26 protein-coding genes are annotated in these 25,922 nt (G+C 54.6%); 12 read left to right on the top strand and 14 right to left on the bottom strand.

Annotated elements, in window-relative coordinates:
- Positions 1 to 439 precede the first annotated feature (439 nt).
- From LVJ78_RS07620 to LVJ78_RS07580, 9 genes are all read right to left on the bottom strand, one after another.
- Positions 440 to 1,213 carry a TatD family hydrolase gene (locus LVJ78_RS07620; RefSeq protein ID WP_132954218.1) on the bottom strand — a complete coding sequence of 258 codons (774 nt, stop codon included), beginning with the start codon at positions 1,211 to 1,213 and terminating at the stop codon, positions 440 to 442.
- A gap of 13 nt (positions 1,214 to 1,226) precedes the next feature.
- Positions 1,227 to 1,583 carry a PilZ domain-containing protein gene (locus LVJ78_RS07615; protein ID WP_132954219.1) on the bottom strand — a complete coding sequence of 119 codons (357 nt, stop codon included), beginning with the start codon at positions 1,581 to 1,583 and terminating at the stop codon, positions 1,227 to 1,229.
- 11 nt (positions 1,584 to 1,594) lie between these two features.
- Entirely contained in the window at positions 1,595 to 2,572 is a 978-nt protein-coding gene (locus LVJ78_RS07610) for a DNA polymerase III subunit delta' (RefSeq protein ID WP_132954220.1), read from the bottom strand.
- Between the two features lie 83 nt (positions 2,573 to 2,655).
- Complete coding sequence (tmk, locus tag LVJ78_RS07605; protein WP_132954221.1) at positions 2,656 to 3,282, bottom strand: dTMP kinase; 627 nt, start codon at positions 3,280 to 3,282, stop codon at positions 2,656 to 2,658.
- Positions 3,283 to 3,409: 127 nt separating this feature from the next.
- Entirely contained in the window at positions 3,410 to 4,408 is a 999-nt protein-coding gene (gene mltG, locus LVJ78_RS07600; protein ID WP_132954222.1) for an endolytic transglycosylase MltG, read from the bottom strand.
- A gap of 114 nt (positions 4,409 to 4,522) precedes the next feature.
- Entirely contained in the window at positions 4,523 to 5,593 is a 1,071-nt protein-coding gene (gene waaF, locus LVJ78_RS07595) for a lipopolysaccharide heptosyltransferase II (protein WP_132954223.1), read from the bottom strand.
- 236 nt (positions 5,594 to 5,829) lie between these two features.
- Complete coding sequence (locus tag LVJ78_RS07590; protein ID WP_132954224.1) at positions 5,830 to 6,177, bottom strand: hypothetical protein; 348 nt, start codon at positions 6,175 to 6,177, stop codon at positions 5,830 to 5,832.
- A 16-nt stretch (positions 6,178 to 6,193) separates the two neighbouring features.
- On the bottom strand, positions 6,194 to 6,382 hold the full coding sequence (locus tag LVJ78_RS07585; RefSeq protein ID WP_132954225.1) for a zinc-finger domain-containing protein: 189 nt from the start codon (positions 6,380 to 6,382) through the stop codon (positions 6,194 to 6,196).
- Positions 6,383 to 6,528: 146 nt separating this feature from the next.
- Positions 6,529 to 7,458: a branched-chain amino acid transaminase gene (locus LVJ78_RS07580; protein ID WP_132954226.1), complete on the bottom strand. Its 930-nt coding sequence runs from the start codon at positions 7,456 to 7,458 to the stop codon at positions 6,529 to 6,531.
- A 279-nt stretch (positions 7,459 to 7,737) separates the two neighbouring features.
- Here LVJ78_RS07580 and LVJ78_RS07575 point away from each other — a divergent pair, with 279 nt between their 5' ends.
- Complete coding sequence (locus LVJ78_RS07575; RefSeq protein ID WP_132954227.1) at positions 7,738 to 8,814, top strand: AI-2E family transporter; 1,077 nt, start codon at positions 7,738 to 7,740, stop codon at positions 8,812 to 8,814.
- A gap of 479 nt (positions 8,815 to 9,293) precedes the next feature.
- Here the strand turns inward: LVJ78_RS07575 and gdhA are convergent, their stop codons facing one another.
- Complete coding sequence (gene gdhA, locus LVJ78_RS07570; RefSeq protein ID WP_132954228.1) at positions 9,294 to 10,634, bottom strand: NADP-specific glutamate dehydrogenase; 1,341 nt, start codon at positions 10,632 to 10,634, stop codon at positions 9,294 to 9,296.
- Between the two features lie 322 nt (positions 10,635 to 10,956).
- Here gdhA and LVJ78_RS07565 point away from each other — a divergent pair, with 322 nt between their 5' ends.
- The 3 genes from LVJ78_RS07565 (at position 10,957) to LVJ78_RS07555 (ending at position 14,340) form a co-directional block, all read left to right on the top strand.
- Positions 10,957 to 11,751 carry a thymidylate synthase gene (locus tag LVJ78_RS07565; protein ID WP_132954262.1) on the top strand — a complete coding sequence of 265 codons (795 nt, stop codon included), beginning with the start codon at positions 10,957 to 10,959 and terminating at the stop codon, positions 11,749 to 11,751.
- A gap of 239 nt (positions 11,752 to 11,990) precedes the next feature.
- Complete coding sequence (locus LVJ78_RS07560; RefSeq protein ID WP_132954229.1) at positions 11,991 to 12,695, top strand: glutathione S-transferase family protein; 705 nt, start codon at positions 11,991 to 11,993, stop codon at positions 12,693 to 12,695.
- A gap of 19 nt (positions 12,696 to 12,714) precedes the next feature.
- Positions 12,715 to 14,340 (top strand): ABC transporter substrate-binding protein, encoded by a 1,626-nt coding sequence (locus LVJ78_RS07555; protein WP_132954230.1) that lies wholly within the window; start codon positions 12,715 to 12,717, stop codon positions 14,338 to 14,340.
- Positions 14,341 to 14,448: 108 nt separating this feature from the next.
- Here the strand turns inward: LVJ78_RS07555 and lolA are convergent, their stop codons facing one another.
- A complete protein-coding gene (gene lolA / locus LVJ78_RS07550; RefSeq protein WP_132954231.1) occupies positions 14,449 to 15,069 on the bottom strand; it encodes an outer membrane lipoprotein periplasmic chaperone LolA in 621 nt (206 codons plus the stop codon).
- A gap of 295 nt (positions 15,070 to 15,364) precedes the next feature.
- Here lolA and LVJ78_RS07545 point away from each other — a divergent pair, with 295 nt between their 5' ends.
- The 4 genes from LVJ78_RS07545 (at position 15,365) to LVJ78_RS07530 (ending at position 19,145) form a co-directional block, all read left to right on the top strand.
- Positions 15,365 to 16,225, top strand: a complete 861-nt coding sequence (locus tag LVJ78_RS07545; protein ID WP_132954232.1) for a ferritin-like domain-containing protein — start codon at positions 15,365 to 15,367, stop codon at positions 16,223 to 16,225.
- Between the two features lie 296 nt (positions 16,226 to 16,521).
- Entirely contained in the window at positions 16,522 to 17,487 is a 966-nt protein-coding gene (locus tag LVJ78_RS07540; RefSeq protein WP_132954233.1) for a cation diffusion facilitator family transporter, read from the top strand.
- Between the two features lie 173 nt (positions 17,488 to 17,660).
- Positions 17,661 to 18,308, top strand: coding sequence for an HAD family hydrolase (locus LVJ78_RS07535; protein WP_132954234.1), 648 nt, complete (start codon positions 17,661 to 17,663; stop codon positions 18,306 to 18,308).
- Between the two features lie 204 nt (positions 18,309 to 18,512).
- The gene (locus LVJ78_RS07530; protein ID WP_132954235.1) at positions 18,513 to 19,145 is read left to right on the top strand and encodes an NAD(P)H-binding protein; all 633 of its coding nucleotides are present in this window, start codon (positions 18,513 to 18,515) and stop codon (positions 19,143 to 19,145) included.
- A 249-nt stretch (positions 19,146 to 19,394) separates the two neighbouring features.
- Here LVJ78_RS07530 and gap read toward each other — a convergent pair whose 3' ends face one another.
- The 3 genes from gap to LVJ78_RS07515 form a co-directional block, all read right to left on the bottom strand.
- The gene (gene gap / locus LVJ78_RS07525; RefSeq protein ID WP_132954236.1) at positions 19,395 to 20,426 is read right to left on the bottom strand and encodes a type I glyceraldehyde-3-phosphate dehydrogenase; all 1,032 of its coding nucleotides are present in this window, start codon (positions 20,424 to 20,426) and stop codon (positions 19,395 to 19,397) included.
- A 641-nt stretch (positions 20,427 to 21,067) separates the two neighbouring features.
- Positions 21,068 to 21,754, bottom strand: a complete 687-nt coding sequence (locus tag LVJ78_RS07520) for a pseudouridine synthase (protein WP_132954237.1) — start codon at positions 21,752 to 21,754, stop codon at positions 21,068 to 21,070.
- 201 nt (positions 21,755 to 21,955) lie between these two features.
- Positions 21,956 to 22,432: an NGO0322 family iron-responsive protein gene (locus LVJ78_RS07515; protein WP_132954238.1), complete on the bottom strand. Its 477-nt coding sequence runs from the start codon at positions 22,430 to 22,432 to the stop codon at positions 21,956 to 21,958.
- Between the two features lie 446 nt (positions 22,433 to 22,878).
- On the opposite strand from LVJ78_RS07515, the gene dnaQ reads away from it, so the two are divergent.
- The 4 genes from dnaQ to rpiA all read left to right on the top strand — a co-directional run bounded on the left by dnaQ (position 22,879) and on the right by rpiA (position 25,842).
- On the top strand, positions 22,879 to 23,604 hold the full coding sequence (dnaQ, locus tag LVJ78_RS07510; RefSeq protein ID WP_132954239.1) for a DNA polymerase III subunit epsilon: 726 nt from the start codon (positions 22,879 to 22,881) through the stop codon (positions 23,602 to 23,604).
- The gene (gene ispD / locus LVJ78_RS07505) at positions 23,601 to 24,299 is read left to right on the top strand and encodes a 2-C-methyl-D-erythritol 4-phosphate cytidylyltransferase (RefSeq protein WP_132954240.1); all 699 of its coding nucleotides are present in this window, start codon (positions 23,601 to 23,603) and stop codon (positions 24,297 to 24,299) included. Before dnaQ ends, ispD begins: the two co-directional genes overlap by 4 nt.
- Positions 24,300 to 24,579: 280 nt before the next feature.
- The gene (ispF, locus tag LVJ78_RS07500) at positions 24,580 to 25,059 is read left to right on the top strand and encodes a 2-C-methyl-D-erythritol 2,4-cyclodiphosphate synthase (RefSeq protein WP_132954241.1); all 480 of its coding nucleotides are present in this window, start codon (positions 24,580 to 24,582) and stop codon (positions 25,057 to 25,059) included.
- 117 nt (positions 25,060 to 25,176) lie between these two features.
- On the top strand, positions 25,177 to 25,842 hold the full coding sequence (gene rpiA, locus LVJ78_RS07495; protein WP_132954242.1) for a ribose-5-phosphate isomerase RpiA: 666 nt from the start codon (positions 25,177 to 25,179) through the stop codon (positions 25,840 to 25,842).
- Positions 25,843 to 25,922 lie beyond the last annotated feature (80 nt).

The raw sequence follows: 25,922 nt of genomic DNA, 5'->3' as shown, positions 1-25,922 counted from the left end.
GTTATTCAGACGGCCTGTTTGGTGTTGGGTGTGCGGCAGGTTTCATGCGTACGATTACGCTTTGCTTTGGCAAAGCTAATCGTACCTACGCTGTTTCAGACGGCCTGTTTGGCTTTGGGTGCGCGGCAGTGCCGTAGGTACGATTAGCCGTGAAACGGCGTAATCGTACGCATGCATATTGCACGATATCGACTTTAAGTTGATGAAAACCTCGCAGGCCGTCTGAAACTTGGGTGTTCAGACGGCCTGTTTGGTGTTGGGTGTGCGGCAGGTTTCATGCGTACGATTACGCTTTGCTTTGGCAAAGCTAATCGTACCTACGCTGTTTCAGACGGCTTGTTTGGCTTTGGGTGTTCGGTGAGTTTCATGCGTACGATTACGCTGCGCTAATCGTACCTACTTGCTACGCATTGATTGTGAACAGACCCTCAATCATTAATTAAGCGGGGCGCGGCACTTTGTTGAACAGGGCATAGAAATTGTCGGTGGTGGTGCGGGCGGTGTTTTCCAAGGTGTCGCCGCGCAGGGCGGCCACGAATTCGGCGGTGTGGCGCACATAGGCCGGCTCGTTTTGGCGGCCGCGCTTGGGCACGGGCGCGAGATAAGGGGCGTCGGTTTCCACCAAGATGCGGTCGGCGGGCACATATTTGGCCGCTTCTTGAATATCGGCGGCGTTTTTGAAGGTGACGATGCCGGAAAAAGAAATGTAAAAGCCCAAATCAAGCGCCATGCGCGCCACGCGCACATTTTCGGTGAAGCAGTGGATCACGCCGGCGTGGGCGCGGCCTTCGCGCAGCATGGCCATGGTGTCGTCGGCGGCATCGCGGGTGTGCACAATCAGCGGCAGGCCGCTTTGGTTGGCTGCTTCGATGTGCTCGGCGAAGCGGCGCTGCTGCCAAGCCAAATCGCCTTTGCACCAATGGTAATCGAGGCCGGTTTCGCCTATGCCCACCACTTTGGGGTGGGCGGCATGGGCGCACATTTCGGCGATGCTGAATTCTTTGGCGTCTTCACGGTCGGGGTGCACGCCCACGCTGGCGTAGATATTGTCGTGCGCTTGGGCAATGGCGAGCACTTCTTCGAAGCTTTCGCGGCTCACGCTGATGGCCAGCGCCTGCGCCACTTGGTTTGCCGCCATATTGGCAAGCACTTCGGGCAGGCGCTCGGCGAGGCCTTCGAAATTCAAATGGCAATGTGAATCAATCAGTTGCATGGGCGGCTTCGGCTCAGAGGGTGAAGGTGGTGCGGTCGTTTTTCAGCAGGCTGCCCAATTCGGCTTCAATTTGGCTTTTGGTTTGGGCGCTGATTTCATCGTTGGAAAAGGCCAAGCCGATGCCTTTGGGGCGGTTGGCCGAGGTGCGGGCGGGGTTGATCCAGGCCACTTGGGTGCGCAGGAATTTTTTGTCGGGATGCTCGGCTAATTCCAGCGCCAGCAGCACTTCGTCGCCGAGCGAGAATGCATCGTCGGTGGGCACAAACAGGCCGCCGTGCTCGAAAAAAGCCATATAGCTGTTGTAGAGCAGGTGTTTGTCTTTCAATTGCAGCGCCATCATGCGGCCGGGCAGGTTGTCGGTTTTGTTCATTTGAGTGGCCTTTATTTGTTTTGCCAGAAGGTAAGATAGTCGATCAAAATGCGTTCAAGCTGCATTTTAACATTCAAGGTGTGGTGGCCGTAAGGGGCTAATGCAGATAAGCTGCCAAGCAGGGCAAAAAGTGCGGCGGCATCGGTTTGGACGGCTACTTTGTGCAGAGCCGAGGCGTGGGCGGGGTAATAGAGCGGCGGCATTTGGCGGGCGCTCAGGCCGATATCGAGCAGCCATTTGTGCAGCCAGTCGAGAAACACGGCCAGCGGCCATTTTTGTTTGTCGAAGGCGGCGGCATAGTCGAGTATGCCCAACAGGCGCGGCGCGGCCAATAATTCGAGCAGCTCGCGGCGTAAGGCGTCTTGCTCGGGCGCGGGCTCGAAAAGGGGTGCGCCGCTGTGAAAAGCCAGCAGCGCTTCGGCATCGGCCATGCCGCGTGTGTGCAGAAATTGCAGTGCTTCTTCGCGGCCGGGTGGGCTTAAGAGCATTTGGCGGCAGCGGCTTTTGATGGTGGGCAAAAGCTTGTCGCGCGCATGGGTGACCAAAATAAACACCACATCGGCCGGCGGCTCTTCCAGCACTTTGAGCAAGCCGTTGGCCGCTTGCAGATTCATGCTTTCAGCCGGGTGCACCAGCACCACGCGCCGGCCGCCGCGCACGGATGTGAGCTGGATATCGTTGATGAGGGCACGCACGGCGTCGATTTTGATTTGCAGCAGCTTGCGCCCCACGGCTTCGCCTTCGGGGATTTCGGGCGTGAGTTCGTAAAAATCGGGATGGCTTTGCTGGGCAAACAAATGGCATGAGGGGCATTGGCCGCAAGGCTCGTGGCGGCTTTTCGGTGTTTCACACAGCAAAGCCTGCGCCAAGTGGCGGGCAAATGCGGTTTTGCCGGTGTTTTGTTTGCCGGTGAAAAGCCAGGCATTGGGCTGCTGCTGCCAGTGTTCGGCCAGCTTTTGCCATTGGGCGGCGTGCCAAGGGTAAATCATGCGGGTATCGTTATCAAAATGAAGTGGCGTTTATTATACAAGGCTTGAGGCCGTCTGAAAGATTTTCAGACGGCCTCTTTCAATTACGCTGGCTTTTGGAAATGGCGGCTCAATGCTTCTTCCACCGATTGGCGCACCAAAGCCAAATCGCGGTTGCTGTCGATGAGTGCATAGCGCTCGGGCGCGGCGGCGGCGCGGCTCAGATAGGCATCGCGCACGCGGGTGAAAAAGGCGGCTTCTTCCTGCTCGAAGCGGTCTTTTTCGCGCGCCTGCGCAATGCGGCTCATGGATACTTCCAGCGGCACATCCAAAAGCAAGGTTAAATCGGGGCGCAGGCTGCCTTGCACCCAGTTTTCCAGCGTTTCGATGTCGGCAAATGGCACGCCGCGCCCGCCGCCCTGGTAGGCAAAAGTGGCATCGGTGAAGCGGTCGGACACCACATGCACGCCGCTTTTGAGCGCGGGCAGTATCACGTTTTCGATGTGTTGTTGGCGCGCGGCAAACATCAGCAGCGTTTCGGTGCGCAAGCCCGCTTGGGTGGCGGGGTTGAGCAGGATTTCGCGCAAGGCTTCGCCCAAAGGCGTGCCGCCGGGCTCGCGGGTGAACAGCACCGGCAGGCGGCGCTTGTCAAACCAATTCCGAATCACGTTAAGATTGGTGGATTTGCCGGCGCCGTCGATGCCGTCGAGGGTGATGAATTGTGCTTGCATAAGGCTTCCGTGTGGGCAAACGGCGCTGGGCGCGGTTGGTTGGAAAGATAAAAACGGATTATAACGAAATAGGCCGTCTGAAAAAATGTTTTCAGACGGCCTATTGAATTGTGCCTGCCAATCGGGCTTATTCGCGCTTTAAAATATATTTGCGCACGGCGGCGTTGTGTTCATCAAGGTTGTGGCTGAACTGGCTCAAGCCCGTGCCGTCCATTTTCGACACGAAATAAAGGTATTTTTCGGCTGAAGGATGGGCGGCGGCTTCGAGCGCGGCGCGGCCGGGCAGGGCGATGGGCGTGGGGGTGAGGCCGGTGCGGGTGTAGGTGTTGTAGGGGGTGTCGCGCTGCAAATCGGCTTTGCGGATGCGGCCTTGATAGCGGCTGCCCATGCCGTAAATCACGGTGGGGTCGGTTTGCAGGCGCATGCCGATATTGAGGCGGTTGACGAATACGGCGGCCACATGGCGGCGGTCGGCTTCGTGGCCGGTTTCTTTTTCTACGAGGCTGGCCATAATCAGCAATTCATACGGGTTTTGATAGGGCAGGCCGCTTTGGCGCTCGTCCCACGCGGCGTGCAGACGCTGCTGCATGGTGCGGTAGGCGAGGCGGTAGAGCTGCAAATCGCTGCTGTCGGCATCGATTTCGTAGCTGTCGGGGAAAAACAGCCCTTCGGGGTTGCTGCTCGGGGCATCGGGTGCGATGGCTTGCAGCAATTTTTCATTGCTCCAGCCGCGGGTGTCGTGGCGGATGTCGGCGGTGTTGTCGATGATATTGCGCATTTGTGCAAAACGCATGCCTTCGATAATGCGCACGGTAACGGTGTCGGGGTGGCCGCCGCGCAGGCGCTGCAAAATCTGCCATGCCGATACGTTTGCGGGCAGGCGGTAAGTGCCGCTGTGCAATTGGTTGTGCGCGCCCATCAGGTAGGCGGTGGCCAGCAGCACATGGCGGCTGTAGATGATCTTGTCGTCATCAAGCTTGCGGCTCACGGCGGAAATACCTTGGCCTTGTTCTACTTTCATGCGGTAGGCGGCGGGATTGCTTTTGGGGATAAACAACAAGGCAGCCCAAGCGGCAGCCAGCAATATCAGCACAATCAGCAGCCATTTAATGGTTTTTTTCAGCATGGTGTGTTCTTTAAAGTGTGATGTGGTTTTAGGGTTTGATTGAAGCGAAATCTGCTGCGTTTTTATTTGTGTTTGCCGCTTTGTTTCACAATCAGTTTGGAGCGGGCCGGATAATCAGGCTTCTTCGTTGTGTTTCAGGTTGGGAAAAGTGCTGAGGCCGTCTGAATATTCGGCGGCGGCAAGCGCTTGTGCGGCTTGCTGCACGGTTTCGGGCATCAGCTTGTTGAGGCAGTCGGTGTGGCCGAGCGGGCATTCGCGCTGAAAGCAGGGCGAGCAATCGAGGTTGAGGCTCACGATTTGGGCGCGGCTGCTCAAGGGCGGAGTGTGGTCGGGGCTGGAGGAGCCATACACGGCCACGAGCTTTCTGCCCAGCGCGGCGGCCAGGTGCATCAGGCCGCTGTCGTTGCACACCACGGTGTCGGCGCAGGCGAGCAAATCGATGGCTTCGGATAAGCTGGTTTGGCCGCATAAATTGATGCACAGGCCGTCTGAAAGGGTGTTGATTTCTTCGGCGATGCTGAAATCTTTTTGTGAGCCAAACAGCCAAACCTGCCAGCCTTGAGCGGCATAGCGGCGGGCGAGCGCGGCAAAATGGCGCGGCGGCCAGCGTTTGGCGGGGCCGTATTCTGCGCCGGGGCAGAAAGCGAGCACGGGCTTAGCGGTGTTGAGGCCGTGGCGGGCAAGCGCGGCGGCCTGGCTTTGCGGGTTGATTTGAAAGCGCGGCCGGCCGGAATAGCCGTTGAATTCGGCCTGAGTGGGGTGCGCCAGCGCGGTGTAGCGGTCGACCATCAAGGGCAGCGCGGCTTTGTCGAGCTTGCGGATGTCGTTGAGCAGAAGATAGCGTGATTCGCCCACATAGCCGGTGCGCTGCCGGATGCCGCTGGCGGCGGCGATAATGGCCGATTTGAGCGAGCCGGGCAGCACAATCACCTGATCATAGCCGCGCTTGCCCAATTGGCGGCCGAGCTGCCAGCGCTTTTTCAAATCGAGCGCGCCGTGGCCGAAAGGGTTTTCCAGAATGCCGCTTATTTCGGGCATGCGTTCAAACACCGCCATCGACCATTTGGGCGCGAGCACATCAATGGTGCAGCCGGGGTGCAAATCTTGCAGACGGCGGTAGAGCGGCTGCGTCATCACGCAATCGCCTATCCAGCTGGGGGAAATGATGAGGATTTTTTTCGACATGGCAAGGTGGGCTGTGGGGTTTGGTTGTTATTGTAATGCCAAACCCAAAAGTCCACCTAACGGCGTTGGTTTGGCTGGCTTTTTCTCATCAACAATCAGGTGTGGCTCAGGCTGTTGCACCGAAATGCGCGAGGCCGTCTGAACGCTTTTCAGACGGCCTGCTGTTCATCATTCATCCGCGAGTAAGCTTTTGAGCCGACATTGCCGCGTGATGAAATGTGAACAGAAACCGGGCCTTAATCGGTTTCGATATAAGCCGTTTTCCTGCCTTTGCGGGTGAGCGTGGCGGCGGCATCCTGCACATGCCAGCGGGTGTCGGGGTTGGCATATTCGGCGCCTTTGGCCCACGATTGCACTTGGGTGAGGGTTTCAACCGTGCCGCCCTGATGCAGCTCTACGGTAATCGGGCGGTTGCTGTTGATATACACAGCCTTGATGCGCTCGCTGCCTTTGGCGGCTTTGTAGTCGATGGTGTAGGTTTGTGTTTCGGCCACCACCGGCGCAGGTGCCGTCGGGCGCACGGCTTTTTGCGAGCCGCAGGCGGCCAGCGCGAAAATCAGCAGAAGCGGGGCGGTGCGTTTCATGCAGATACCCTCCTGCTCAATGATGGCCGGCTTCGCCTTCGAGCCGGTAAACTGCGCCGCAATAAGGGCATTCGATGCTGCTGTTGGATTCGATCGGCAGAAACACGCGCGGGTGGCCGTTCCAGGTTTCGTTTTGCGGGCCGGCGCAATGCAGCGGCAAATCGTGCGGGGTGATAACGATGGTGTCTTGCTTGAGTTCGCTCATGGTTTATCCTTTATATTCCATTCTGTTTGATAGACGGTATTGTGTTTATTTTGCGGCATAGGCCGTCTGAATGTTTTCAGACGGCCTATGCCGGGTTTGTTCACTATTTATCTTGCTTGCGGATGAATGGTGAACAAATCGGCCGATTATTTCACGTAAGTCAGCCAGTGGCGGTAGGCCGGATTTTTGCCTTCCACGATATCGAAATAGCGCTGTTGGATTTCGGTGGTGATGGGGCCGCGCTCGCCGATACCGATTTCGCGGTTGTCGATTTCGCGGATGGGGGTGACTTCCGCTGCGGTGCCGGTGAAAAACACTTCGTCTGCGGCGTAAAGCTCGTCGCGGGTGATGCGCTTTTCAATCACCGGCAAGCCCATTTCTTCGGCGATGGCAATCACGCTCTTGCGGGTGATGCCGTCGAGCGCCACATCGAGCGCGGGGGTGTAGAGCCTGCCTTCGTTTACCACGAAAATGTTTTCGCCCGAGCCTTCGGCCACATAGCCTTGCGCATCGAGCAAAATGGCTTCGTCGTAGCCGTCGCGGGTGGCTTCGGTGTTGGCCAGAATCGAATTCAGATAGTTGCCGTTGGCTTTGGCTTTAATCATGTGGATATTAGGGTGGTGGCGGGTGAAGCTGCTCACGCGCACGCGGATGCCGCGCTTCATGCCCTCTTCGCCCAAGTAGGCGCCCCAAGGCCAGGCGGCCAGAATCACTTGCACATCATCGGCCTGCGGCGCCACGCCGAGCTTGGCCGCGCCATAATAAGCCATCGGGCGGAAATAGCACGAATGCAGATTGTTGGCTTTCACCACATCGATGTGCGCTTGGTTGATTTCGTCTTGCGTGTAGGGCAGCTTCATGCCAAGGATTTTGGCCGAGTTAAACAGGCGCTTGGTGTGCTCTTGCAGGCGGAAAATCGCCGGGCCTTCGGCGGTTTCATAAGCGCGCACGCCTTCAAACACGCCCATGCCGTAGTGCAGGGTGTGGGTGAGCACGTGGGTTTTGGCGTCGCGCCATTCTATTAGTTGGCCGTTGAACCAGATTTTGCCGTCGCGGTCGTCCATAGGTAATGCCATGATTTGCTTTCTTTCGATAATGTGATGCGGTTGTGCGGGTGCTTCTGCGCGCGGCTGCGTTGTGCGCGGCGTGATGCATGCGGCAGGGCGGGTGGCTGCCGCAGCTGCGGACGGGAAGCGGAAAAATGTTTTTATTATACCTGTTTTTTATTTTGCTGCGCGTGCCTTTGCGGCAGATATCGGATAGGCCGTCTGAAGCGTTTCAGACGGCCTCAAAGGCAGATGCAAAGCCGCCGCCAAACTGGTATGCTTGCACCGTTTGCAAACCGGAATAAAGCAATGTATCAGAAGAAAACGCGCGGCATCAGGCCGTGGATGGCCGGCGTGGCGGTGCTGGCGGTGGTGGTGTGGCTCTTTTATGCCTTGGGCAATATTCTCACGCCGTTTATCGTGGCGGCGGTGTTGGCCTATATTTTGAACCCGCTGGTGGAAAAGCTGCGCGATAAAGGCATTAAGCGCGGACTGGCGGCGATGTTGGTGATGATTTTCTCGCTGGTGTTGATTTTGGCGCTCACTTTGGTGATTGTGCCGATGCTGGTGAATCAGTTTAACAATATGGTGGCGCGGCTGCCGCAAATTGTGGATTTTGTGCAAAACAAAGTGCTGCCGTGGATCAATATGCTGCTGGGCGGCCATCTCACGCTCGACACGCCTTCTATTGTGGCGTGGCTGCAATCGCACACCGGCTCGGTGCGCGATGCTTTGCAAAGAATCATGCCCACGCTGATGAAGCAGGGCGGCACGGTGGTGTTGGGCGTGACCAATTTGTTTTTGCTGCCTTTTTTGCTCTATTACTTTTTGCTCGACTGGCAGCGTTGGGCGCACGGCATTCGTGCGATGGTGCCGCGCCGTTATGTGGGCACTTATCAGCGCATTTCGGGCAATATGGATAAAGTGTTGGGCGAATTTTTGCGCGGCCAGCTGATGGTGATGCTGATTATGGGCTTGATTTACGGCTTCGGTTTGATGTTTGTGGGGCTGGATTCGGGCTTTGCCATCGGCATGATTGCCGGTATTTTGGTGTTTGTGCCTTATTTGGGCGCGTTTACCGGCCTTTTGCTGGCCACGCTGGCGGCTTTGCTGCAATTTGGCTCGTGGCAGGGGCTTTTTATGGTGTGGGGCGTGTTTGCCATCGGCCAATTTTTAGAAAGCTTTTTCATCACCCCGCAAATCGTGGGCGACCGCATCGGCCTGTCGCCTTTTTGGGTGATTTTCTCTTTAATGGCGTTCGGCCAATTGATGGGCTTTGTGGGCATGTTGGTGGGTCTGCCTTTGGCGGCGGTGACGCTGGTGTTGCTGCGCGAGGGTGTGGATGCTTATTTCAAAAGCGGTTTTTACCGGCAAGAGCAGGAATAATACCGCTTCAAATCAATCGGCCATAATGGCATGACAGGCAGAGGCCGTCTGAAAACCGTTCAGACGGCCTTTTATATCAAACCTAAAAAATAAGCAGCCTGTAGGTCGAATTCTCAAATCCGACACTTGTTCGCAGAACAAGGCACACACATTGCTTTGGCCGTTGGCCGAACGTCGGTTTTAAGAATCCGATCTGGGCGGATGGTGCTGCTGAACTGCTTTTATATTTATAGTGGAATGCAAGAAAAAGTGATACAAAACTACGCTCTATAACGAAGTAGGCTGGGTTGATAAACCCAAGATTTCAGACGGCCTCTGGGCTTGTTGGATTTTTAACCCAACCTACCCGTTGTGTCACTTTTTCTTGAATTTCATTATATTTTGTAAGCTTATTTTTAGGATGGGTATAAGAAGCTGTGTTGCCCGATAGAAAAAGGCCGTCTGAAACCCTGTTCAGACGGCCTTTTGATGCGCCCGCCCTACACCAAACCTTGTGCCAGCATGGCATCGGCCACTTTCACAAAGCCGGCGATGTTGGCGCCGTTGACATAATTCACGAAGCCGCCGCTTTCATGCCCGTATTGCAGGCAGGATTCGTGGATATTGGTCATGATGTTGTAAAGGTGTTGATCCACTTCTTTGGCCGACCACGACATGCGCAGCGCGTTTTGGCTCATTTCCAGGCCGGAGGTGGCCACGCCGCCGGCGTTGCTGGCTTTGCCCGGCGCATAGAGGATTTGCGCCTGAACAAAGGTGTCTACCGCGGCGATGGTGCAGGGCATATTCGCGCCTTCGGCCACGCAGATGCAGCCGTTGCCCAAGAGCATGGCCGCATCGGCTTCGTCGAGCTCGTTTTGGGTGGCGCAGGGCAGCGCGATGTCGCAGGGCACATGCCACGGGCTCAAGCCTTGGTGATAAGGCAGACCTTGCTCTTGGGCATACACGGAAAGGCGCGCACGGCGCTCGTTTTTCAATTCTTTCAGCGCTTCGAGCTGCAATTCGGTCATGCCTTCGGGGAAATGCACAAAGCCGTCTGAATCGGACACGGTGAGCACGATAGCATTGTTGTGCAGCAGTTTTTCGCAGGCATATTGCGCCACGTTGCCCGAGCCGGACACCACCGCCTTTTTGCCTTCGAGCTTGTCGTTGCGGGTGGCGAGCATGAATTCGGCAAAGTAAACGGTGCCGTAGCCGGTGGCTTCGGGGCGGATCAGGCTGCCGCCGTAGGTGAGGCTTTTGCCGGTGAGCACTGAGCTGAATTCATTGCTCAAGCGCTTGTATTGACCGAACAGATAGCCGATTTCGCGGCCGCCGACGCCGATGTCGCCGGCGGGCACGTCGGTGTCGGCACCGATGTGGCGGTAGAGCTCGCTCATAAACGATTGGCAAAAACGCATCACTTCATTGTCGCTCTTGTCTTTAGGGTCGAAATCGGAGCCGCCTTTGCCGCCGCCCATCGGCAGCGTGGTGAGCGCATTTTTAAACACTTGCTCGAACGCCAAAAATTTCAACACGCCCAAATTCACGCTGGGGTGAAAGCGCAAGCCGCCTTTGTAGGGGCCGATGGCAGAATTCATCTGCACACGGAAGCCGCGGTTGACCTGCACATTGCCTGCGTCGTCCATCCAGGGCACGCGAAACAGAATCACACGCTCGGGTTCCACCAAGCGCTCGAGCAGGCCGTGTTCGGCATAATGGCTGTTGGCGGCCAGAAAAGGAGTGAGGCTGGTAAACACTTCTTCTACTGCCTGATGAAACACGGTTTGGTGCGGGTCGCGCTGTTTGACTTGTCCGAATAATTGATGCAAATCTACGGCCATGTGTTGCTCCTTTTTTGTGATGTTGGCTCAGGGCAGTTGAATACCGATATGCCTGATTGTTGTCAAAATAAGCTAAGGGTTTTTGAAATAATCGATATTTATTATATATTTGCCGGAAAGACGGTGCGTTAAAAGATGTAACCTGCCGTAATATAAACTGTAGCAGGCCAAATTGCCAACAAAATTCTGCATCAATTGGCGCAAAAGTTGGTTTGCGTCAAAGCAGCTTGCGCAGGCCGGCGGCTTAAAAAAGCGCCCCGCCGGTGTTACAATGCCGCATTATTTTCAGGCCGCCTGCTGCGGCCGCACCCGTGAGGAAACCATGCAAGCTTATCAAGATTTAATGCGCCATGTGCTGGCACACGGCACCGACAAGGCCGACCGCACCGGCACCGGCACGCGCTCGGTGTTTGGCTATCAAATGCGTTTCGATTTGAGCGAGGGCTTTCCCTTGCTCACCACCAAAAAGCTGCATTTGCGCTCGATTATTCACGAATTGCTGTGGTTTTTGCGGGGCGACACCAATATCAAATATCTGAAAGACAATAATGTGTCGATTTGGGACGAATGGGCCGATGAAGAAGGCAATCTGGGCCCGGTTTACGGCTATCAATGGCGCTCGTGGCCTGCGCCCGACGGCCGCCACATCGACCAAATTGCCAATGTGGTGGCGCAAATCAAGCAAAACCCCGATTCGCGTCGCCTGATGGTGTCGGCTTGGAATCCGGCTTTGGTGGATGAAATGGCGCTGCCGCCCTGCCATGCGCTGTTTCAGTTTTACGTGGCCGACGGCCGGCTTTCGTGCCAGCTTTATCAGCGCAGCGCCGATATTTTTCTCGGCGTGCCGTTCAACATCGCCAGCTATGCGCTGCTCACCATGATGGTGGCGCAGGTGTGCGGCTTGCAGCCGGGCGAATTTATCCACACGTTTGGCGATGCTCACCTTTACCGCAACCATTTCGAGCAGGCCGAGCTGCAATTGAGCCGTACGCCGCGGCCGCTGCCGACCATGACGCTAAATCCCGATGTGGCCGATTTGTTTGACTTCAAGTTTGAAGATTTCGAATTGAGCGGCTACGATCCGCACCCGCACATCAAAGCTGCCGTGGCGGTGTAAAAGAGATTCTAGGGTCTGTTCACAATTCATCCGCGAGTAAGATTTTGAGCGCAAAAGCGTGGCTGCAAGGCGAAAAGCACAGCAAGGTTGAACACCTTGCGAGCATTTTCAACGCGGCAGGCGCGTTTTTGAGCCAAAAGATTGCCGCGTGATGAAATGTGAACAGACCCTAGGCCGTCTGAAACTTTTTCAGACGGCCTGCTTGGTTTGATTATGCAAGACCAAATAAGGAACACAATATGTTGAAATTATTTACTTTACCGGGAGCGGGTGCAATCCGCAGCTCATCACCTTTTTCGTGGAAAGCGGAAAGCCTGCTGCGTTTGGCAAAACTGCCTTACGAGAAAGAATACGTTGCCGATTTCAGCAAAATGCCGAAGGGAAAAGTGCCGGTGTTGCAAGATGGCGAGCAATGGATTGCCGACAGCCACTTTATTGCGCAGTATTTGAAAACGCAATATCAATTCGATTTAGACCGCACGTTGAGCGCCGAGCAAAAAGCCATCGGGCACGCGTTTAGCCGAATGGTGGAAGAGCATCTGTATTGGACGAGCGTGTATAACCGCTTTGTGGATCCCATCGGCAAGCCGTTTATGATGCAGGCGATGTTTGATGGTGTGCCGTCTGAACAAGCGGAAGAAATTTTTGCGGTGTTGCAGGCGAATGTGATAAAGCAAATGCAGGGCCACGGTATCGGGCGTCATAGTTTGGATGAAATCTACCGGCTCGGTTTTGCCGATTTAGACGCTATTAGCGATTATTTAGGCCATAAATCTTATCTCTTCGGCGATGAAATCACGTCTGCCGATGTAGCCATCGTGCCTGTAATCGCCAGTTTGATTCAAACGCCAATCGACACGGAAATCGCTCGATATGCCAGAGCCAAAGCGAATCTGGCCGCGTATGTAGAGCGTTTTGACCATGCCGTTTTCGGCGAAGAATAAAATAAAAAAGGATGAATAGATGAAATGCACTTTTCCCTTGTCGGCCGTGGCGCTGGCGGCCGTGTTGGCGCTATCCGGCTGCGGCGGTGAAAAAGCCGCAGAAAAAGCGGGCGGCAGCGCGGCGCAAGCCAGCGTGCTCACCCGCAATAATGTAACCGAGCCGCAATCGCTCGACCCGCACCAAATCACCGGCGTGCCCGAAATCAATGTGGTGCGCGATTTGTTTGAAGGGCTGGTGGAAACCGATGCGCAGGGCAAAATCGTGCCTGCCGTGGCCGAATCGTGGGCGAGCAAAGATAACCGCGTGTGGGTGTTCAAGCTGCGCCAAGATGCCAAATGGAGCAACGGCGAGCCGGTGGTGGCTGAAGACTTTGTGTATAGCTGGCGCAGGTTGGTGAATCCGGCCACCGCTTCGCCTTATGCCTCTTATCTGCAAGCGGCGAAAATCGCCCATATCGATGAAATTTTGGCCGGCAAACAAGCGCCCGACACGTTGGGCGTGAAAGCGACAGATCCGCACACGCTCGAGATAACGCTCAGCGCGCCGGTGCCTTATTTTCCGCAAATGCTTTACCACGCCGCCACCAAGCCCGTGCACCGCGGCACGGTGGAAAAATTCGGCGTGAAATGGACGCAGCCGGAAAACTTTGTCGGCAACGGCGCTTACATTATCAATAAATGGGTGGTTAACGAGCGCATCGAGTTGGTGAAAAACCCGCAATACCGCGATGCCGGCAATGTGGCCATCGAGCGCGTGGTGTTTCTGCCCATCGGCTCGCAAACCGACGATGTGGCGCGCTATGAAGCCGGCGAGGTAGACATCACCGATGCGCTGCCGCCCGAAATGTATGCCAAGCTCAAAGCGAGCCACGGCGATGCGCTCAAACGCAGCCCATATTTGTGCACGTATTACTTTGAAATCAACAATCAAAAAGCACCGTTTACCGATGCGCGTGTGCGCAAAGCCCTGTCGCTGGCGCTTGATCGCGACATTATTGCCGAAAAAGTGCTCGGCCGCGGCGAAGAAGCCGCCTATAACCTCACCCGCACCGGCACCGCAGGCTTTGTGCCTTATGAGCCCGAATGGCGCAAGCTCGCTTATCCCGAGCGCGTGGAGGCGGCCAAAAAGCTCTTGGCTGAAGCCGGCTATGGCGAAGGCAAACCGCTCACGTTCACCTTTTTATACAATACCTCTGAGCAGCACAAAAAAATCGCCGTGGCCGCTGCCGCGATGTGGAAGCAGGCGCTGGGTTTTGTGAATGTGCAGCTGGAAAACCAAGAATGGAAAACCTATCTCGACAACCGCCGCAGCGGCAATTATCAGCTTGCACGCGCTTCATGGTGCGGCGACTATAACGAGCCTTCCACCTTTCTCAACACCTTGCGCAGCAACAACAGCAGCAACCGCGCGTTTTATCAAAACGCCGAATACGATGCCGTGCTTAACCAAACCCTGCAAGGCAATGTCGACGAAGCCGGCCGCAGCCGCCTTTATCAGCAGGCCGAGGGCATTATCGAGCGCGATACTGCCGTGATTCCCGTGTATGGCTTTGTGAATTCGCGCTTGGTCAAACCGCGCATCGGCGGCTATTCGACGGAAGATGTGTTAAACGAATTGCCGAGCAAACGCTTGTTTATTCAGTGATTGCGTAAAAAAGGCCGTCTGAAACTTTTTTCAGACGGCCTTGTTGATGCTTGACGGCAAATCTTATATCTATTCAAAAAAAAATAAGCTTACTTTTTTGAATGGATATTAATTGCTCAACACATCCACGCCTTTGGGCGGCGTAAATTGAAACACGCTGCGCGATAAATTAGGCTTGGTGTTTAAATTGCTGAAGCTGATGCTGGTTTCGTTGCCGAAGCTGTCTTTGAGCTGCATGGCGGCCAGCGCGTCGCCTTTGAAGCCGATGCGGATATATTGATAGCCCGCATTATTGCGCTTGGGCGAGGCGAGCACATAATCAATGCCGCCGGCCGAGCCGTCTTCTTTCAGCGTGTAGCTGCTGTCGAGCGCGGTTTTGTTGGATAAAATCGCGGCCGGGCTGTCGCCTATGGTTTGGTCTTGCGATGATTTGGTTACTTGCGCCAAATCCACATCGTAAAGCCAGATGGTTTTGCCGTCGCCCACGATGGTTTGCTTATAGGGGCGGCTGTATTCCCATTTAAACAGCCCCGGGCGCAAAATCTGAAACGAGCCGTGGGTGGTTTGGCTTTTCTTTTTGCTTTTTACCGTTTGGCTGAAGCTGCCGCTGAGGCCGTCGGTGTCGGCGTTGAATTTTTTCAGCGCATCAATGGCGCCGGCCTGAGCCAGGCTGATGCTGCCGGCCAAGGCCAATGCGGCGGTGCTGCGGATGAATTTTCGGTGTAACATGAACACTCCTTTGGGCTTGATGGTTTTGCCCGCCATTATGCAGGCTTGTGCGGATTTTACCAGCCTTGCGGCTTGGTGGTAGGGCGGCTTTTTCTATGGTTTGGTTCGCCGGCCGATTTTTGTTAAGCGCGGTGATGGGCGGCAGATGTTTGAGTGCACGGGTATTTTACCCGCCTTTACAGCACACTTTTAACGTTTATTTAAGCTTTTCCCGCCGCCATGCCAAGCAGCAAATAAATGTAAAGCCGATCAATTAGCGCTAAAATAACGCTTTTGCCGTGATTTGGGCGCTGCCATGACCGATTCGAATTGCCTCGACACTTTATTGTATGCCGCGCTGATGGCGCAAAACCCGCAGCAGAAATGCGCGCTCACCCAAGCTGCTTTCGATGGCTGGCAGGCGGGCGGGCTACGGCGCAGGCAGGCTGCCGCCGCGCAGGATTTCCGCTGGGCCGGCCGGCCGCAAAAGCCCGATTTGGTGGCACCGGATCAAGTGCAAAAGCGCAAAATGAGCACGCCAGAGGGTTATGCGGCGATGTTGCACGCTATTTGCCATATCGAATTCAACGCCATTAATCTGGCGCTCGATGCGGCTTACCGCTTTCGGACGCTGCCGCCCGCGTTTACCGCCGATTGGTTGCGCGTGGCCAAAGAAGAGGCTTATCATTTTTCGCTGATGCGCGGCCGCTTGAATGCGCACGGCTTTGATTACGGCGATTTCGAGGCGCACAATCATTTGTGGGACATGGCCTACAAAACTGCGTTCGACCCGCTTTTGCGCATGGCACTGGTGCCGCGTGTGCTCGAAGCGCGCGGGCTGGACGTTACCCCCGCCATACGCGCCAAAGTGGCGCAGCGCGGCGATGCGGCCACTTGCGACGTGTTGGATATTATTTACCGCGATGAAATAGGGCATGTGCAAACCGGCAATGATTGGTATGGCTATTTGTGTGCCGAGCGCGGCTTGGAGCCGGTGGCGCTGTTTCGCGCGCTGATCAGCCGCTATGATTTGTTTATTTTCCGCGGCCATGTGAATATCGAAGCGCGCGAGCGGGCGGGCTTCAGCCGCTTTGAATTGGCGATGCTGGAGAATTTCGAACAAAGCCGCAAAGCGCAGCCGCAAGAGCGCAATTGGCGGCAGGCTTTGGGCAGGTGAAATCGGGTTGCCCGCTCAAGATGCGGCGCTGTTTCACTCAAGCCTAAAACACAGATAAACAGGCAGCGCGCCTCAGGCCACGCAGTGCACACGGCAAAGCGGAATAAGGCTTTAGGTTGTTTTTTAGCTTGGGCATGATTCAAACTTGAGGCCGTCTGAAATATTATTCACTCATTTTTCAGACGGCCTTTGGATGATGGCAAACCATTCTGATTGAAATACAGTGCAATTGAATAATAAAGCAACACAAAGCAGCAAACCGCCGGGCGGGCATATGCTGCATTATCGAGGTTTTTATGTCACACGAACATCATAATCATCACAACCACAGCCACAGCGGCAACAAAAAAGTGTTGCGCATTTCGTTTGTGATTATCGCCACTTATATGGTGGTGGAAATCATCGGCGGCCTGCTCACCAACAGCCTGGCGCTGCTTTCCGATGCCGGCCATATGTTTTCCGATGCGGCGGCGCTGGCCTTGTCGCTGGCGGCTTTCCACATCGGCGAGCGCGCAGGCAGCCGCAGCAAAACGTTTGGCTACAAGCGCTTTGAAATTCTGGCCGCTGCGCTCAACGGCTTAACGCTGCTGCTGATTGCGGTGTGGATTATCTATGAAGCCGCCGGCCGCTTTATCCGGCCGCCCGAAATCGCCACGCTGGGCATGTTGGTGGTGAGCAGCATCGGCTTGGCGGTGAATATTTTTGTGGCTTGGTATATGCACCGCGGCGGCGACACCGAGGGCAATGTGAATATGCGCGGCGCTTATCTGCATGTGTTGGGCGATTTGCTGGGCTCGGTGGGCGCGATTGCCGCGGCTTTGCTGATGATGGCGTTTGGCTGGCGCTGGGCCGACCCACTGGCGAGCGTGGCGGTGGCGCTTTTGATTGCCAGAAGTGGCTGGGGCGTGTTGAAAACGGCGGTGCATATTTTGATGGAAGGCGCGCCGGAAGAGGTGGATTGCGATGAAATCGTGGCGGCGCTGCAAAAAGTGGCGGGCGTGGAATCGGTGCACGACATGCATATCTGGACCATCACCAGCGGCCTGCATGCTTTATCGTGCCATATTGTGGTAGAGGGCAGCCTGAGCGTTGCCGAGGCAGAAAAAATCGTGGCTGAGGCCGGGCATGTGTTGCAGCACCACCAAATCAGCCATGTCACCATTCAAACCGAAAGCCGTGCGCACGGCCACGGCGATGAATTGCTGTGCTGCCTGGAAGGTGCGACGCATGAGCATGAACATAAACATGCGCACGGGCATTGAAAAGCGGCAGGCCGTCTGAAAGATTTGCATGATTCTGTTAGAATAAAAGCCGTTTGAAATCGTTTCAGACGGCCTTTTTCAGACGGCCTTTATGATGAATTTGATGCCGTCTGAAAGCAAATTCAAAAAATAGGCTGCATGCCGCTTGCTTATTTCTCAACAGGAAAACCTTTATGACCCAAGCCGTATTGTTTGATCTCGATGGCACGCTGGCCGACACCGCGCTCGATTTGGGCGGCGCGCTCAACACCTTGCTGCGCCGGCGCGGCCTGCCCGAAAAAAGCATGGCCGAAATCCGCCCTGTGGCCAGCCACGGCGCTGCCGGGCTGTTGCAGCTGGGCGCGGGTATCGAAAAAAGCCACCCCGAATTTGCGCAATGGCGCCAAGATTATCTGGCCGAATACGAGCGCTGCTTCGATTGCGACACCGTGCTTTTTGCCGGCATCAATGAATTAATTGCGGCGCTGGATGCGCGCGGCATTGTTTGGGGCATCATCACCAACAAACCGCACACCTTCACCCACCGCCTCGTGCCCAAGCTCGGCTTTGCCAGCGCGCCTGCGGTGGTGGTGAGCGGCGACACGTGCAGCCGGGCCAAGCCCGCCACCGAGCCGATGTTTTATGCTTGTGAACAAATCGGCGTGGCGGCCGGGCAATGCGTGTATGTGGGCGATGCCGAGCGCGATATGCAGGCCGGGCGCAATGCGGGTATGAAAACGGTGTTGGCCGATTGGGGCTATATCGCCGCCGCCGATCGCACCGAAGCTTGGCCTTTTGATTTGCGCATCCGCCAGCCGCTGGATTTGCTGGCTTGCTTGTAAGCGATGGGTTAAAAGGGCAAAGGCCGTCTGAAAAGGCTTTATATCCAATTTGAAAACAAGCTAAAGTCTTGCTTTGTTTTGTGGTATGTATTTCTGGCCTGCGGTTTGCTGTTTTTTAGGCCGGCTCTGTTTTCGGGCTTGATATCCAATCGGTTTTCAATCGAAACGGATTTTCTGTTTCTAATGATGAAAGGCAGGCAAAACATGAAAGCATTGATGATAGGCGCCAGCGGCGCAGTGGGCAGGGAAGTGTTGCGCCTATTGTTGGAAGATAATGATGTTCACGAAGTGGTGGTGTTTGGGCGCAAACCTTTGGTACAAACCCACGCCAAGCTGCAAATGGAATGCGTGGATTTCAATCAGCCGCAGGCATGGGCCGATAAAGTGCGCGGCGATGTGGCCTTTTCCTGCCTGGGCACCACGCTGAAAGATGCCGGCAGCAAAGCGGCGCAATACCGCGTGGATGTGGATTACCAATATGATTTTGCCCGTAGCGCACGGCACAATGAAGTGGCCGGCTTTGTGCTGGTGTCGTCTGCTCTGGCTTCGGCGCAATCGCGTTTTTTCTACACCCGCATCAAAGGCGAATTGGAAGACAAAGTGCGCGCGCTCGCGTTTGCCCACACTTTGATTATCCGCCCCAACACCTTAATCCGCCCCGATGCGCGCGCGGGCGAAATTTGGGGCGTGCGCGCCTTGCAGTTTTTCAACCGCTTCGGCCTTTTGCAAAAGCAGCGCCCGATGAGCGTGCAGGAAGTGGCCGCGCGCATGGTGGCGGCAGCCAAAACATTCGGCTCGGCCGAGGCACCGGCGTTTACAATTTTGCAGGAATTTTAATGGGCAGGGCGTTGAAATATCGAAATTGATAATCATAAAGAAAAGGCCGTCTGAAACGTTTCAGCGGGTAGGTTGGGTTGAAAACCCAACAAGCTCACAGGCCGTATGAAACCTTGGGTTTGGCAACCCAAGCTACGCCGTTGCAGCATACAGTTTCGTGTTACTTTTTCTTGCATTTCACTATATCGGTGCAATAAAGGAAAGGCCGTCTGAAAATCTTTCAGACGGCCTTTCCTTTAATTCTGAACCTTACGCTTTAAACGGCGTGACTTCCAAGCCGAACATCGCGCGAGCGGTGTTGAGCATTTGGCAGCTGAAGCCCCATTCGTTGTCATACCAGGAAAACACTTTCACCATATTGCCGCAAGTAACCTTGGTGAGGGTGCTGTCGAAATTGCTCGCTTCGGTGGTGTGGTTGAAATCCATAGACACCAACGGCAGCACGTTGAAGCCGAGCACGCCTTTCATTTCGCCCTCGGAAGCAGCTTTGAGCACCGCATTCACTTCGGCCACGCTGGTTTTGCGGCCGGCTTCGAAGCTCAAATCCACCAGCGACACATTAGTGGTGGGCACGCGGATGGCCAAGCCGTCGAGTTTGCCGTTGAGCTCGGGCAGCACCAAGCCCACGGCTTTGGCTGCGCCGGTTTTGGTGGGAATCATATTGTCCACACCGCTGCGGGCGCGGCGCAAATCTTTATGGCGCACATCGGTAACGGTTTGATCGTTGGTGAGCGAGTGGATGGTGGTCATCAGGCCTTTATTGATGCCGATGGCGTCGTTGAGGGCTTTGGCGATGGGCGCCAGGCTGTTGGTGGTGCAAGAAGCGTTGGAAATCACGGTCATGTCATCGGTGATAACGTTGTGGTTGACACCATATACCACGGTGGCATCCACATCGGCACCGCCGGGCGCAGAAATCAGCACTTTTTTCGCGCCTGATTCGAGATGTACATTGGCCGCGGCCTTGCTGGTGAATGCGCCGGTGCATTCCATCACCAAATCCACACCCAAAAGCGCCCACGGCAATTCGGCCGGATTGCGGGTGGAGAAAAAGGGGATTTTTTTACCGTTAATGATTAAATGATTCTCATCGTGGCTCACATCCGCATTGAAGCGGCCGTGTATGGTGTCAAACTTGGTGAGGTGGGCATTGGTTTCGAGGCTGCCGCTGGCGTTTACCGCCACGATATCGAGCTGTTTTTCCAATTTATAGTCGTAAATCGCGCGTAATATCTGGCGTCCGATGCGGCCATAGCCGTTGATGGCAACCTTAATGCCCATGTGTGAAATCCTTTGCTGAGTTTGTGTTGGAGAAAGCTGCCGAGCGGCCGCTTTTTGACAGGGCGGATTATAGCGCAATGTAGTGTTGTGTAGTCAAGGTCAAATTACGGCCGACTACATCTTAATGATTGTGTGGATATTAAAAGCATACCGTTTATTTGTAAAAAATGCCGTTTATCTGCAATTGAGACTTGCAAAATCATGTGAGATAGATATAATTATCTTCCCATCATATAACAGGGTAAACAATAACCCATATGATTAAAACGCAAATAGCATAAATATGCAGATGCCGAGGGGAAAAGGTATCGCATAAATTGATAAGATGGCCAAACACATTACAGTTAAACGGTTTTCCCGCTCACAAGGGCGGCGGCGCTCAAGATAAAAGGATGATAACGAAGGTAATCAAAAAACAGCAGATAAAAAAAACCATCTATACCAAGGGGAAAAGTATAGATGGCCAAACACATTACGGGGAAAACGTCTTACTCACTTACTCACTTCTCGCGAAGTAAGTGTTACTCAGATGGGTGAATTATATAATAGTTCACCCAAATGGGTGTTAAGATTTGTAAAGCGTTAATTTGTTAGATTATCTTATTGATTATTAACAAAAATTATTTGATAATTATTTATCTTTAAGTTGGAAAAATAAACGTCCATTCGCCTGGGGCGAGATTTTGTGTGCTCCATTGGCCGAATTTTTCACGATGCAGCGCTTCCACACGGTTGCCGGCGGCGGCCACCATACGCTTGACCTGATGGTATTTGCCCTCGGTGATGGTGAGCAGCAAAGTGGTGGGGTTGGCAAGCTTAGCATCGGCTGCGCGCACGGTTTCGTTGTCGTCGTGCAGCAACACGCCGTTTTTTAAGGCTTGGCAAAAGGCTTCATCGGCCGGATGCTTGAGGCTTACGCGGTAAAGTTTGGGCACTTTATGCTTGGGCGAGGTGGTGCGGTGGTTGAATTGGCCATCGTTGGTGATCAGCAGCACGCCGGTGGTGTCGGCATCGAGCCGGCCGATCGCCTGCATGTCGATGTTGCGCATGTGGTCGGGAAACAGGCTGAACACGCTCGGGTATTGTTGCGGTTTGTGCGAGGTTTCGTAGTTGGCCGGTTTGTTGAGCAGAATATAGAAATAGGGCAGCGGCACCACGGCAAACGGCTCGCCGTCGATTTTGAGCGTGCGGATGTCGGCCGGCTCGATATTTTCTTTAGGGCGGTTGTGTGTGCTGCCGTTGAGCGCCACGCAATCATTTTCAATCAGCCACAGGCATTGCTTGCGGCTGCCGATGCCTTGCGCTTGCAGATATTTTAAAAGTTGCATAAAAACAGATCAATATTTTCAGACGGCCTATTGTAATGTAAGGCCGTCTGAAAAGGTATGGGCAAAATGAAGAAGCCGGTTTCTTTTTTAACCGGTTTCTTTTTATAGTATGGAGAAGCACAAAAAAAGTCGCCCCACACGAAGAGGGGCGCAAAAGGAACACAAACCACTACCAAAAAGGTTTCCAAAAAGGTTTAAAAATCAGGCATATTTCTCCATATCATAGCTTGCCGGATACAAAGCTTTCATCAAATCATGCGGTGAAAGCGCGAAATCTCTGTTGTTGCGCAGGGTCAGGCGGCCTTGCTGCGGCGTGAGCTCGAGCAGGCAGGCTTCGGCGGCCTGATTCAGCGATTGTTTGGTTTGCTGCACGCGCCGTTGCAGGGCAGCGAGCGCGCGGCGGTAGATATTGCTTTTATGTTGGATGGTGCGGGCGCTGGCCACCCAGCTGATGCGGGCTTGCGCATCATCGGTTTCAATCAGCAAAATGCCGGTGCGCTTGTCGCACAGCGCCGCGCTTTGCGGCACCAACATATAATAACGGCCTTCAATCATGGCAAACACGGCATCGTGGATTTCGGCCGCTTCATCATGCGGCACGGCCAAAAGCGAGCGGGCGGTGTGCTGATGCAGCCTTAAAATATCCAGAGAGACTTGCTGGAAAATGCTTTCGGGCATGTCGTGCTCCTTTGCGGGTGTTTGTGTTGAAGCGTTGGATGCATCATAAGCAAGATAAGCAATATTTGCAAATGATAATTGTTATTATTTTAAAATACAATTTTAAGTTTATGTTTTAAATCAAAATAAATTTTCAAAAACTTAAATAATTTTGTCGATGTAAAGGGAAGTTTTGTTTTAAAGAGGCCGTCTGAAAACCTTTCAGACGGCCTCTGTATCGGATTTCAAGTATAACACTTGGAAAATGAAAGATTGTCTGCGGCTTGCCGCTTGTTGTCTTACTTTTGAGATTCGATATTCGCTATAAACAACTTGCTGAAATGCCGAGCCCGGGCGGCTTGCCCACTCATCAATATCCATCGCTGCATCGGTGGCAGAGCAGTGTTTGCTTTTTACTTTGCTCCCGGCTTTTAGTATGATGCGGCTGAACTTCAAGAAAGCCAGCCATGAGCCCCTCACGCCAAATTATTCTCGATACCGAAACCACCGGCCTCTACCCCGGCAGCGGCGACCGCATTGTCGAATTCGCCGGCCTGGAAATGGTCAACCGCCATCTCACCGAGCAAAATCTGCATCTTTATATGCACCCCGAGCGCGATATGCCCGAAGAGGCCGCTGCCGTGCACGGCCTCACCATTAAGGTGCTGGAAGAAAAAAATGCGCCCGTGTTTGCCAAAGTGGGGCGGGAAATTGCCGATTTTCTGCGCGGTGCCGAATTGATTATCCACAATGCCAAGTTTGACGTGGGCTTTTTAAACATGGAATTCGAGCGCATGGGCTTGCCCACGGTGGAAGCCTTGGGCTGCAAAATCACCGACACGCTGGCGATGGCGCGCGCGATGTTTCCCGGCCAAAAAGTCAGCCTTGATGCCTTGTGCAGCCGCTTTGAAATCGATCGCAGCAAGCGCGTGTATCACGGCGCATTAATCGACTGCGAGCTTTTGGGCGAAGTGTATTTGGCGATGACGCGCGGCCAGTTCAGCCTGGCCGATAGCTTTGCCGAATCGGCCGCCGAAGCGGCGGTGAGCCGGCAGCCGCGCCCGGCGGTTTTGAAAGTGATTCGCGCCGAAGCGGCGGAAATAGCTGAGCACGAAGCTTATCTTGATGCGCTCGACAAAGCCGGCGGCGGCCCTTGCGCTTGGCGGGCGCACGCTGGCGGAGAAAGTGCATGAGCCGCCATATTGCGCTGATTCCCGCCGCCGGCGTGGGCGCGCGCTTCGGTGCGGGCAAGCCCAAACAATATGTGGAAATCAACGGCCAAACCGTGTTGCAACACACGCTGGCTGTTTTTTTGGCGCATGCGCAGATTGACCATATCGCCGTGGTGCTCTCGCCTGAAGACAATTTTTTTCAGACGGCCTCAAATCATAAGCTCAGCGTGTTGAAATGCGGCGGCGAAACCCGCGCCGAAACCGTGCGCAACGGCTTGGCTGCTTTGCTGCAACAAGGCTTGGCCGCGCCGCACGACAATATTTTGGTGCACGATGCCGCCCGCTGCTGCCTGCCGCCCGAAGCGCTGAGCCGCCTGATTCAAGAAGCGGGCGGCCAAGCCGAAGGCGGCATATTGGCTGTGCCCGTGGCCGACACGCTCAAACGTGCCGACGCGGCGCAGCATATCGGCGCCACCGTGGCGCGCGCCGGCTTGTGGCAGGCGCAAACGCCGCAGCTTTTTCAGGCGGCCTTGCTGCAACGCGCGCTTGATGTGGGCGATTTGAGCGCCATCACCGATGAAGCAAGTGCGGTGGAAGCGTTGGGCGTGCAACCGCTGCTGGTGCAGGGCGACAGCCGCAATTTAAAGCTTACGTTGCCGCAAGACGAATATATCGTGCGGCTGTTGCTGGCAGACAAATCACATGCGCCGGTGTGATTTCAGACGGCCTATCGTGAAATCAAAGAAAAACGGATACAAAAATAAGAAGTCTCAAATCGTGTGTAGAGGGTGTGCGCAGCCACGCACGCGTTTCAATCGGCTTCTGCGTGCGTGGTTGAACCGCACATTCTGCGCCGGTCTGTGTTAGTTTTCATTCATTCCCTATACATACATGCCGAATCAACCATTAAACCATTAAACAAATACTTGCTTTTCAGATGGTCTCCAATTCACCAAAGGCCGTCTGAAAAACCAATCAATTAATTAAGGAAACACCATGAATATCCGTGTCGGGCAAGGCTATGATGTGCACCAATTGGTGGCCGGGCGGCCGCTGATTTTGGGCGGCGTGACTATTCCGTTTGAAAAAGGGCTGCTCGGCCATTCCGATGCCGATGCGCTTTTGCACGCGATTACCGATGCGCTTTTGGGCGCGGCAGGCTTAGGCGACATCGGCAGCCATTTTCCCGATACCGCCGCCGAATTCAAAGATGCCGACAGCCGCGTGCTGCTGCGCGCCGCTTATCAAAGCGTGCAGGCGGCGGGCTGGCAGGCGGTGAATGTCGACACCACCATTATTGCGCAAGCGCCCAAGCTCGCGCCGCACATTGCCGCCATGCGCGCCAATATTGCCGCTGATTTGGGGCTGCCGCTGCAATCGGTGAATATTAAAGGCAAAACCAACGAGAAACTCGGCTATTTGGGGCGGCAGGAAGGCATAGAAGCGCAGGCAGCGGTGTTGTTGCAGGCCGTCTGAAAACTGCTGCGCGGTATGTCAAAAAGTGTTAGCATAACAGCTGTAAAATGATATCCGGCAGTGCAAACAGCAAGCAGTGTTGATTATTTTTTGGAAAAAGAAGAGGAACTTCCCATCATGCTATCTCAAGAACAATTAAAGCGTTTGGCGGCCGAAAAAGCCGTGGAATTCGTGCCCGATAATGAATACATCGGCATCGGCACCGGCAGCACCGTGAATGAATTCATCAAAGCCTTGGCCGTGAGCGGTAAGCACATCAAAGGCGCGGTGTCTACCTCTAAAGCCACTTCGGAATTGCTGGCCCAAGTGGGCATTCCCGAAGTGCAGCTCAACGAAGTGTCGCGCTTGGCGGTGTATGTGGATGGTGCTGATGAAGTGAACCATTCGCTGCAAATGATCAAAGGCGGCGGCGGCGCGCATTTGAATGAGAAAATCGTGGCCAATGTGTCGGATACTTTCGTGTGCATCGCCGATGAGAGCAAATATGTGTCGCGCTTGGGCAAATTTCCGCTGCCGGTGGAAGTGATTCCGATGGCGCGCTCGATGGTGTCGCGCAAGCTCGTGGCCATGGGCGGCCAGCCTGAATTGCGCGTGGGCTTTATCACGTTTAACGGCCATCAGATTGTGGATGTGCACGATATGGATTTGTCGCGCCCGATCACTTCTGAAGATGCCATCAATAAAATTCCCGGCGTGGTGGAAAACGGTTTGTTCGCCCACAATGCCGCCGATGTGTTGGTGTTGGCCAAGCAGAGCGGCGTGGAAGTGATTTACCCGAATTAATGTTCCGTTTGTCGGCAAGGCCGTCTGAAAAGGCTTTCAGGCGGCCTTGTTTGTTGAAAAAATAAATTTATACCAATCCA

This window comes from Uruburuella suis, from assembly GCF_022870845.1.
Classification (GTDB): domain Bacteria; phylum Pseudomonadota; class Gammaproteobacteria; order Burkholderiales; family Neisseriaceae; genus Neisseria; species Neisseria suis.
Note: the sequence above shows the minus strand (reverse complement) of the source record. Positions and strands in the feature narration are given on the sequence as shown.

Bases quoted from the DNA above. Each gene is read 5' to 3' on its own strand.
- LVJ78_RS07620 (WP_132954218.1), bottom strand. From the start codon at position 1,213: ATGCAACTGATTGATTCACATTGCCATTTGAATTTCGAAGGCCTCGCC.
- LVJ78_RS07615 (WP_132954219.1), bottom strand. From the start codon at position 1,583: ATGAACAAAACCGACAACCTGCCCGGCCGCATGATGGCGCTGCAATTG.
- LVJ78_RS07610 (WP_132954220.1), bottom strand. From the start codon at position 2,572: ATGATTTACCCTTGGCACGCCGCCCAATGGCAAAAGCTGGCCGAACAC.
- tmk (WP_132954221.1), bottom strand. From the start codon at position 3,282: ATGCAAGCACAATTCATCACCCTCGACGGCATCGACGGCGCCGGCAAA.
- mltG (WP_132954222.1), bottom strand. From the start codon at position 4,408: ATGCTGAAAAAAACCATTAAATGGCTGCTGATTGTGCTGATATTGCTG.
- waaF (WP_132954223.1), bottom strand. From the start codon at position 5,593: ATGTCGAAAAAAATCCTCATCATTTCCCCCAGCTGGATAGGCGATTGC.
- LVJ78_RS07590 (WP_132954224.1), bottom strand. From the start codon at position 6,177: ATGAAACGCACCGCCCCGCTTCTGCTGATTTTCGCGCTGGCCGCCTGC.
- LVJ78_RS07585 (WP_132954225.1), bottom strand. From the start codon at position 6,382: ATGAGCGAACTCAAGCAAGACACCATCGTTATCACCCCGCACGATTTG.
- LVJ78_RS07580 (WP_132954226.1), bottom strand. From the start codon at position 7,458: ATGGCATTACCTATGGACGACCGCGACGGCAAAATCTGGTTCAACGGC.
- LVJ78_RS07575 (WP_132954227.1), top strand. From the start codon at position 7,738: ATGTATCAGAAGAAAACGCGCGGCATCAGGCCGTGGATGGCCGGCGTG.
- gdhA (WP_132954228.1), bottom strand. From the start codon at position 10,634: ATGGCCGTAGATTTGCATCAATTATTCGGACAAGTCAAACAGCGCGAC.
- LVJ78_RS07565 (WP_132954262.1), top strand. From the start codon at position 10,957: ATGCAAGCTTATCAAGATTTAATGCGCCATGTGCTGGCACACGGCACC.
- LVJ78_RS07560 (WP_132954229.1), top strand. From the start codon at position 11,991: ATGTTGAAATTATTTACTTTACCGGGAGCGGGTGCAATCCGCAGCTCA.
- LVJ78_RS07555 (WP_132954230.1), top strand. From the start codon at position 12,715: ATGAAATGCACTTTTCCCTTGTCGGCCGTGGCGCTGGCGGCCGTGTTG.
- lolA (WP_132954231.1), bottom strand. From the start codon at position 15,069: ATGTTACACCGAAAATTCATCCGCAGCACCGCCGCATTGGCCTTGGCC.
- LVJ78_RS07545 (WP_132954232.1), top strand. From the start codon at position 15,365: ATGACCGATTCGAATTGCCTCGACACTTTATTGTATGCCGCGCTGATG.
- LVJ78_RS07540 (WP_132954233.1), top strand. From the start codon at position 16,522: ATGTCACACGAACATCATAATCATCACAACCACAGCCACAGCGGCAAC.
- LVJ78_RS07535 (WP_132954234.1), top strand. From the start codon at position 17,661: ATGACCCAAGCCGTATTGTTTGATCTCGATGGCACGCTGGCCGACACC.
- LVJ78_RS07530 (WP_132954235.1), top strand. From the start codon at position 18,513: ATGAAAGCATTGATGATAGGCGCCAGCGGCGCAGTGGGCAGGGAAGTG.
- gap (WP_132954236.1), bottom strand. From the start codon at position 20,426: ATGGGCATTAAGGTTGCCATCAACGGCTATGGCCGCATCGGACGCCAG.
- LVJ78_RS07520 (WP_132954237.1), bottom strand. From the start codon at position 21,754: ATGCAACTTTTAAAATATCTGCAAGCGCAAGGCATCGGCAGCCGCAAG.
- LVJ78_RS07515 (WP_132954238.1), bottom strand. From the start codon at position 22,432: ATGCCCGAAAGCATTTTCCAGCAAGTCTCTCTGGATATTTTAAGGCTG.
- dnaQ (WP_132954239.1), top strand. From the start codon at position 22,879: ATGAGCCCCTCACGCCAAATTATTCTCGATACCGAAACCACCGGCCTC.
- ispD (WP_132954240.1), top strand. From the start codon at position 23,601: ATGAGCCGCCATATTGCGCTGATTCCCGCCGCCGGCGTGGGCGCGCGC.
- ispF (WP_132954241.1), top strand. From the start codon at position 24,580: ATGAATATCCGTGTCGGGCAAGGCTATGATGTGCACCAATTGGTGGCC.
- rpiA (WP_132954242.1), top strand. From the start codon at position 25,177: ATGCTATCTCAAGAACAATTAAAGCGTTTGGCGGCCGAAAAAGCCGTG.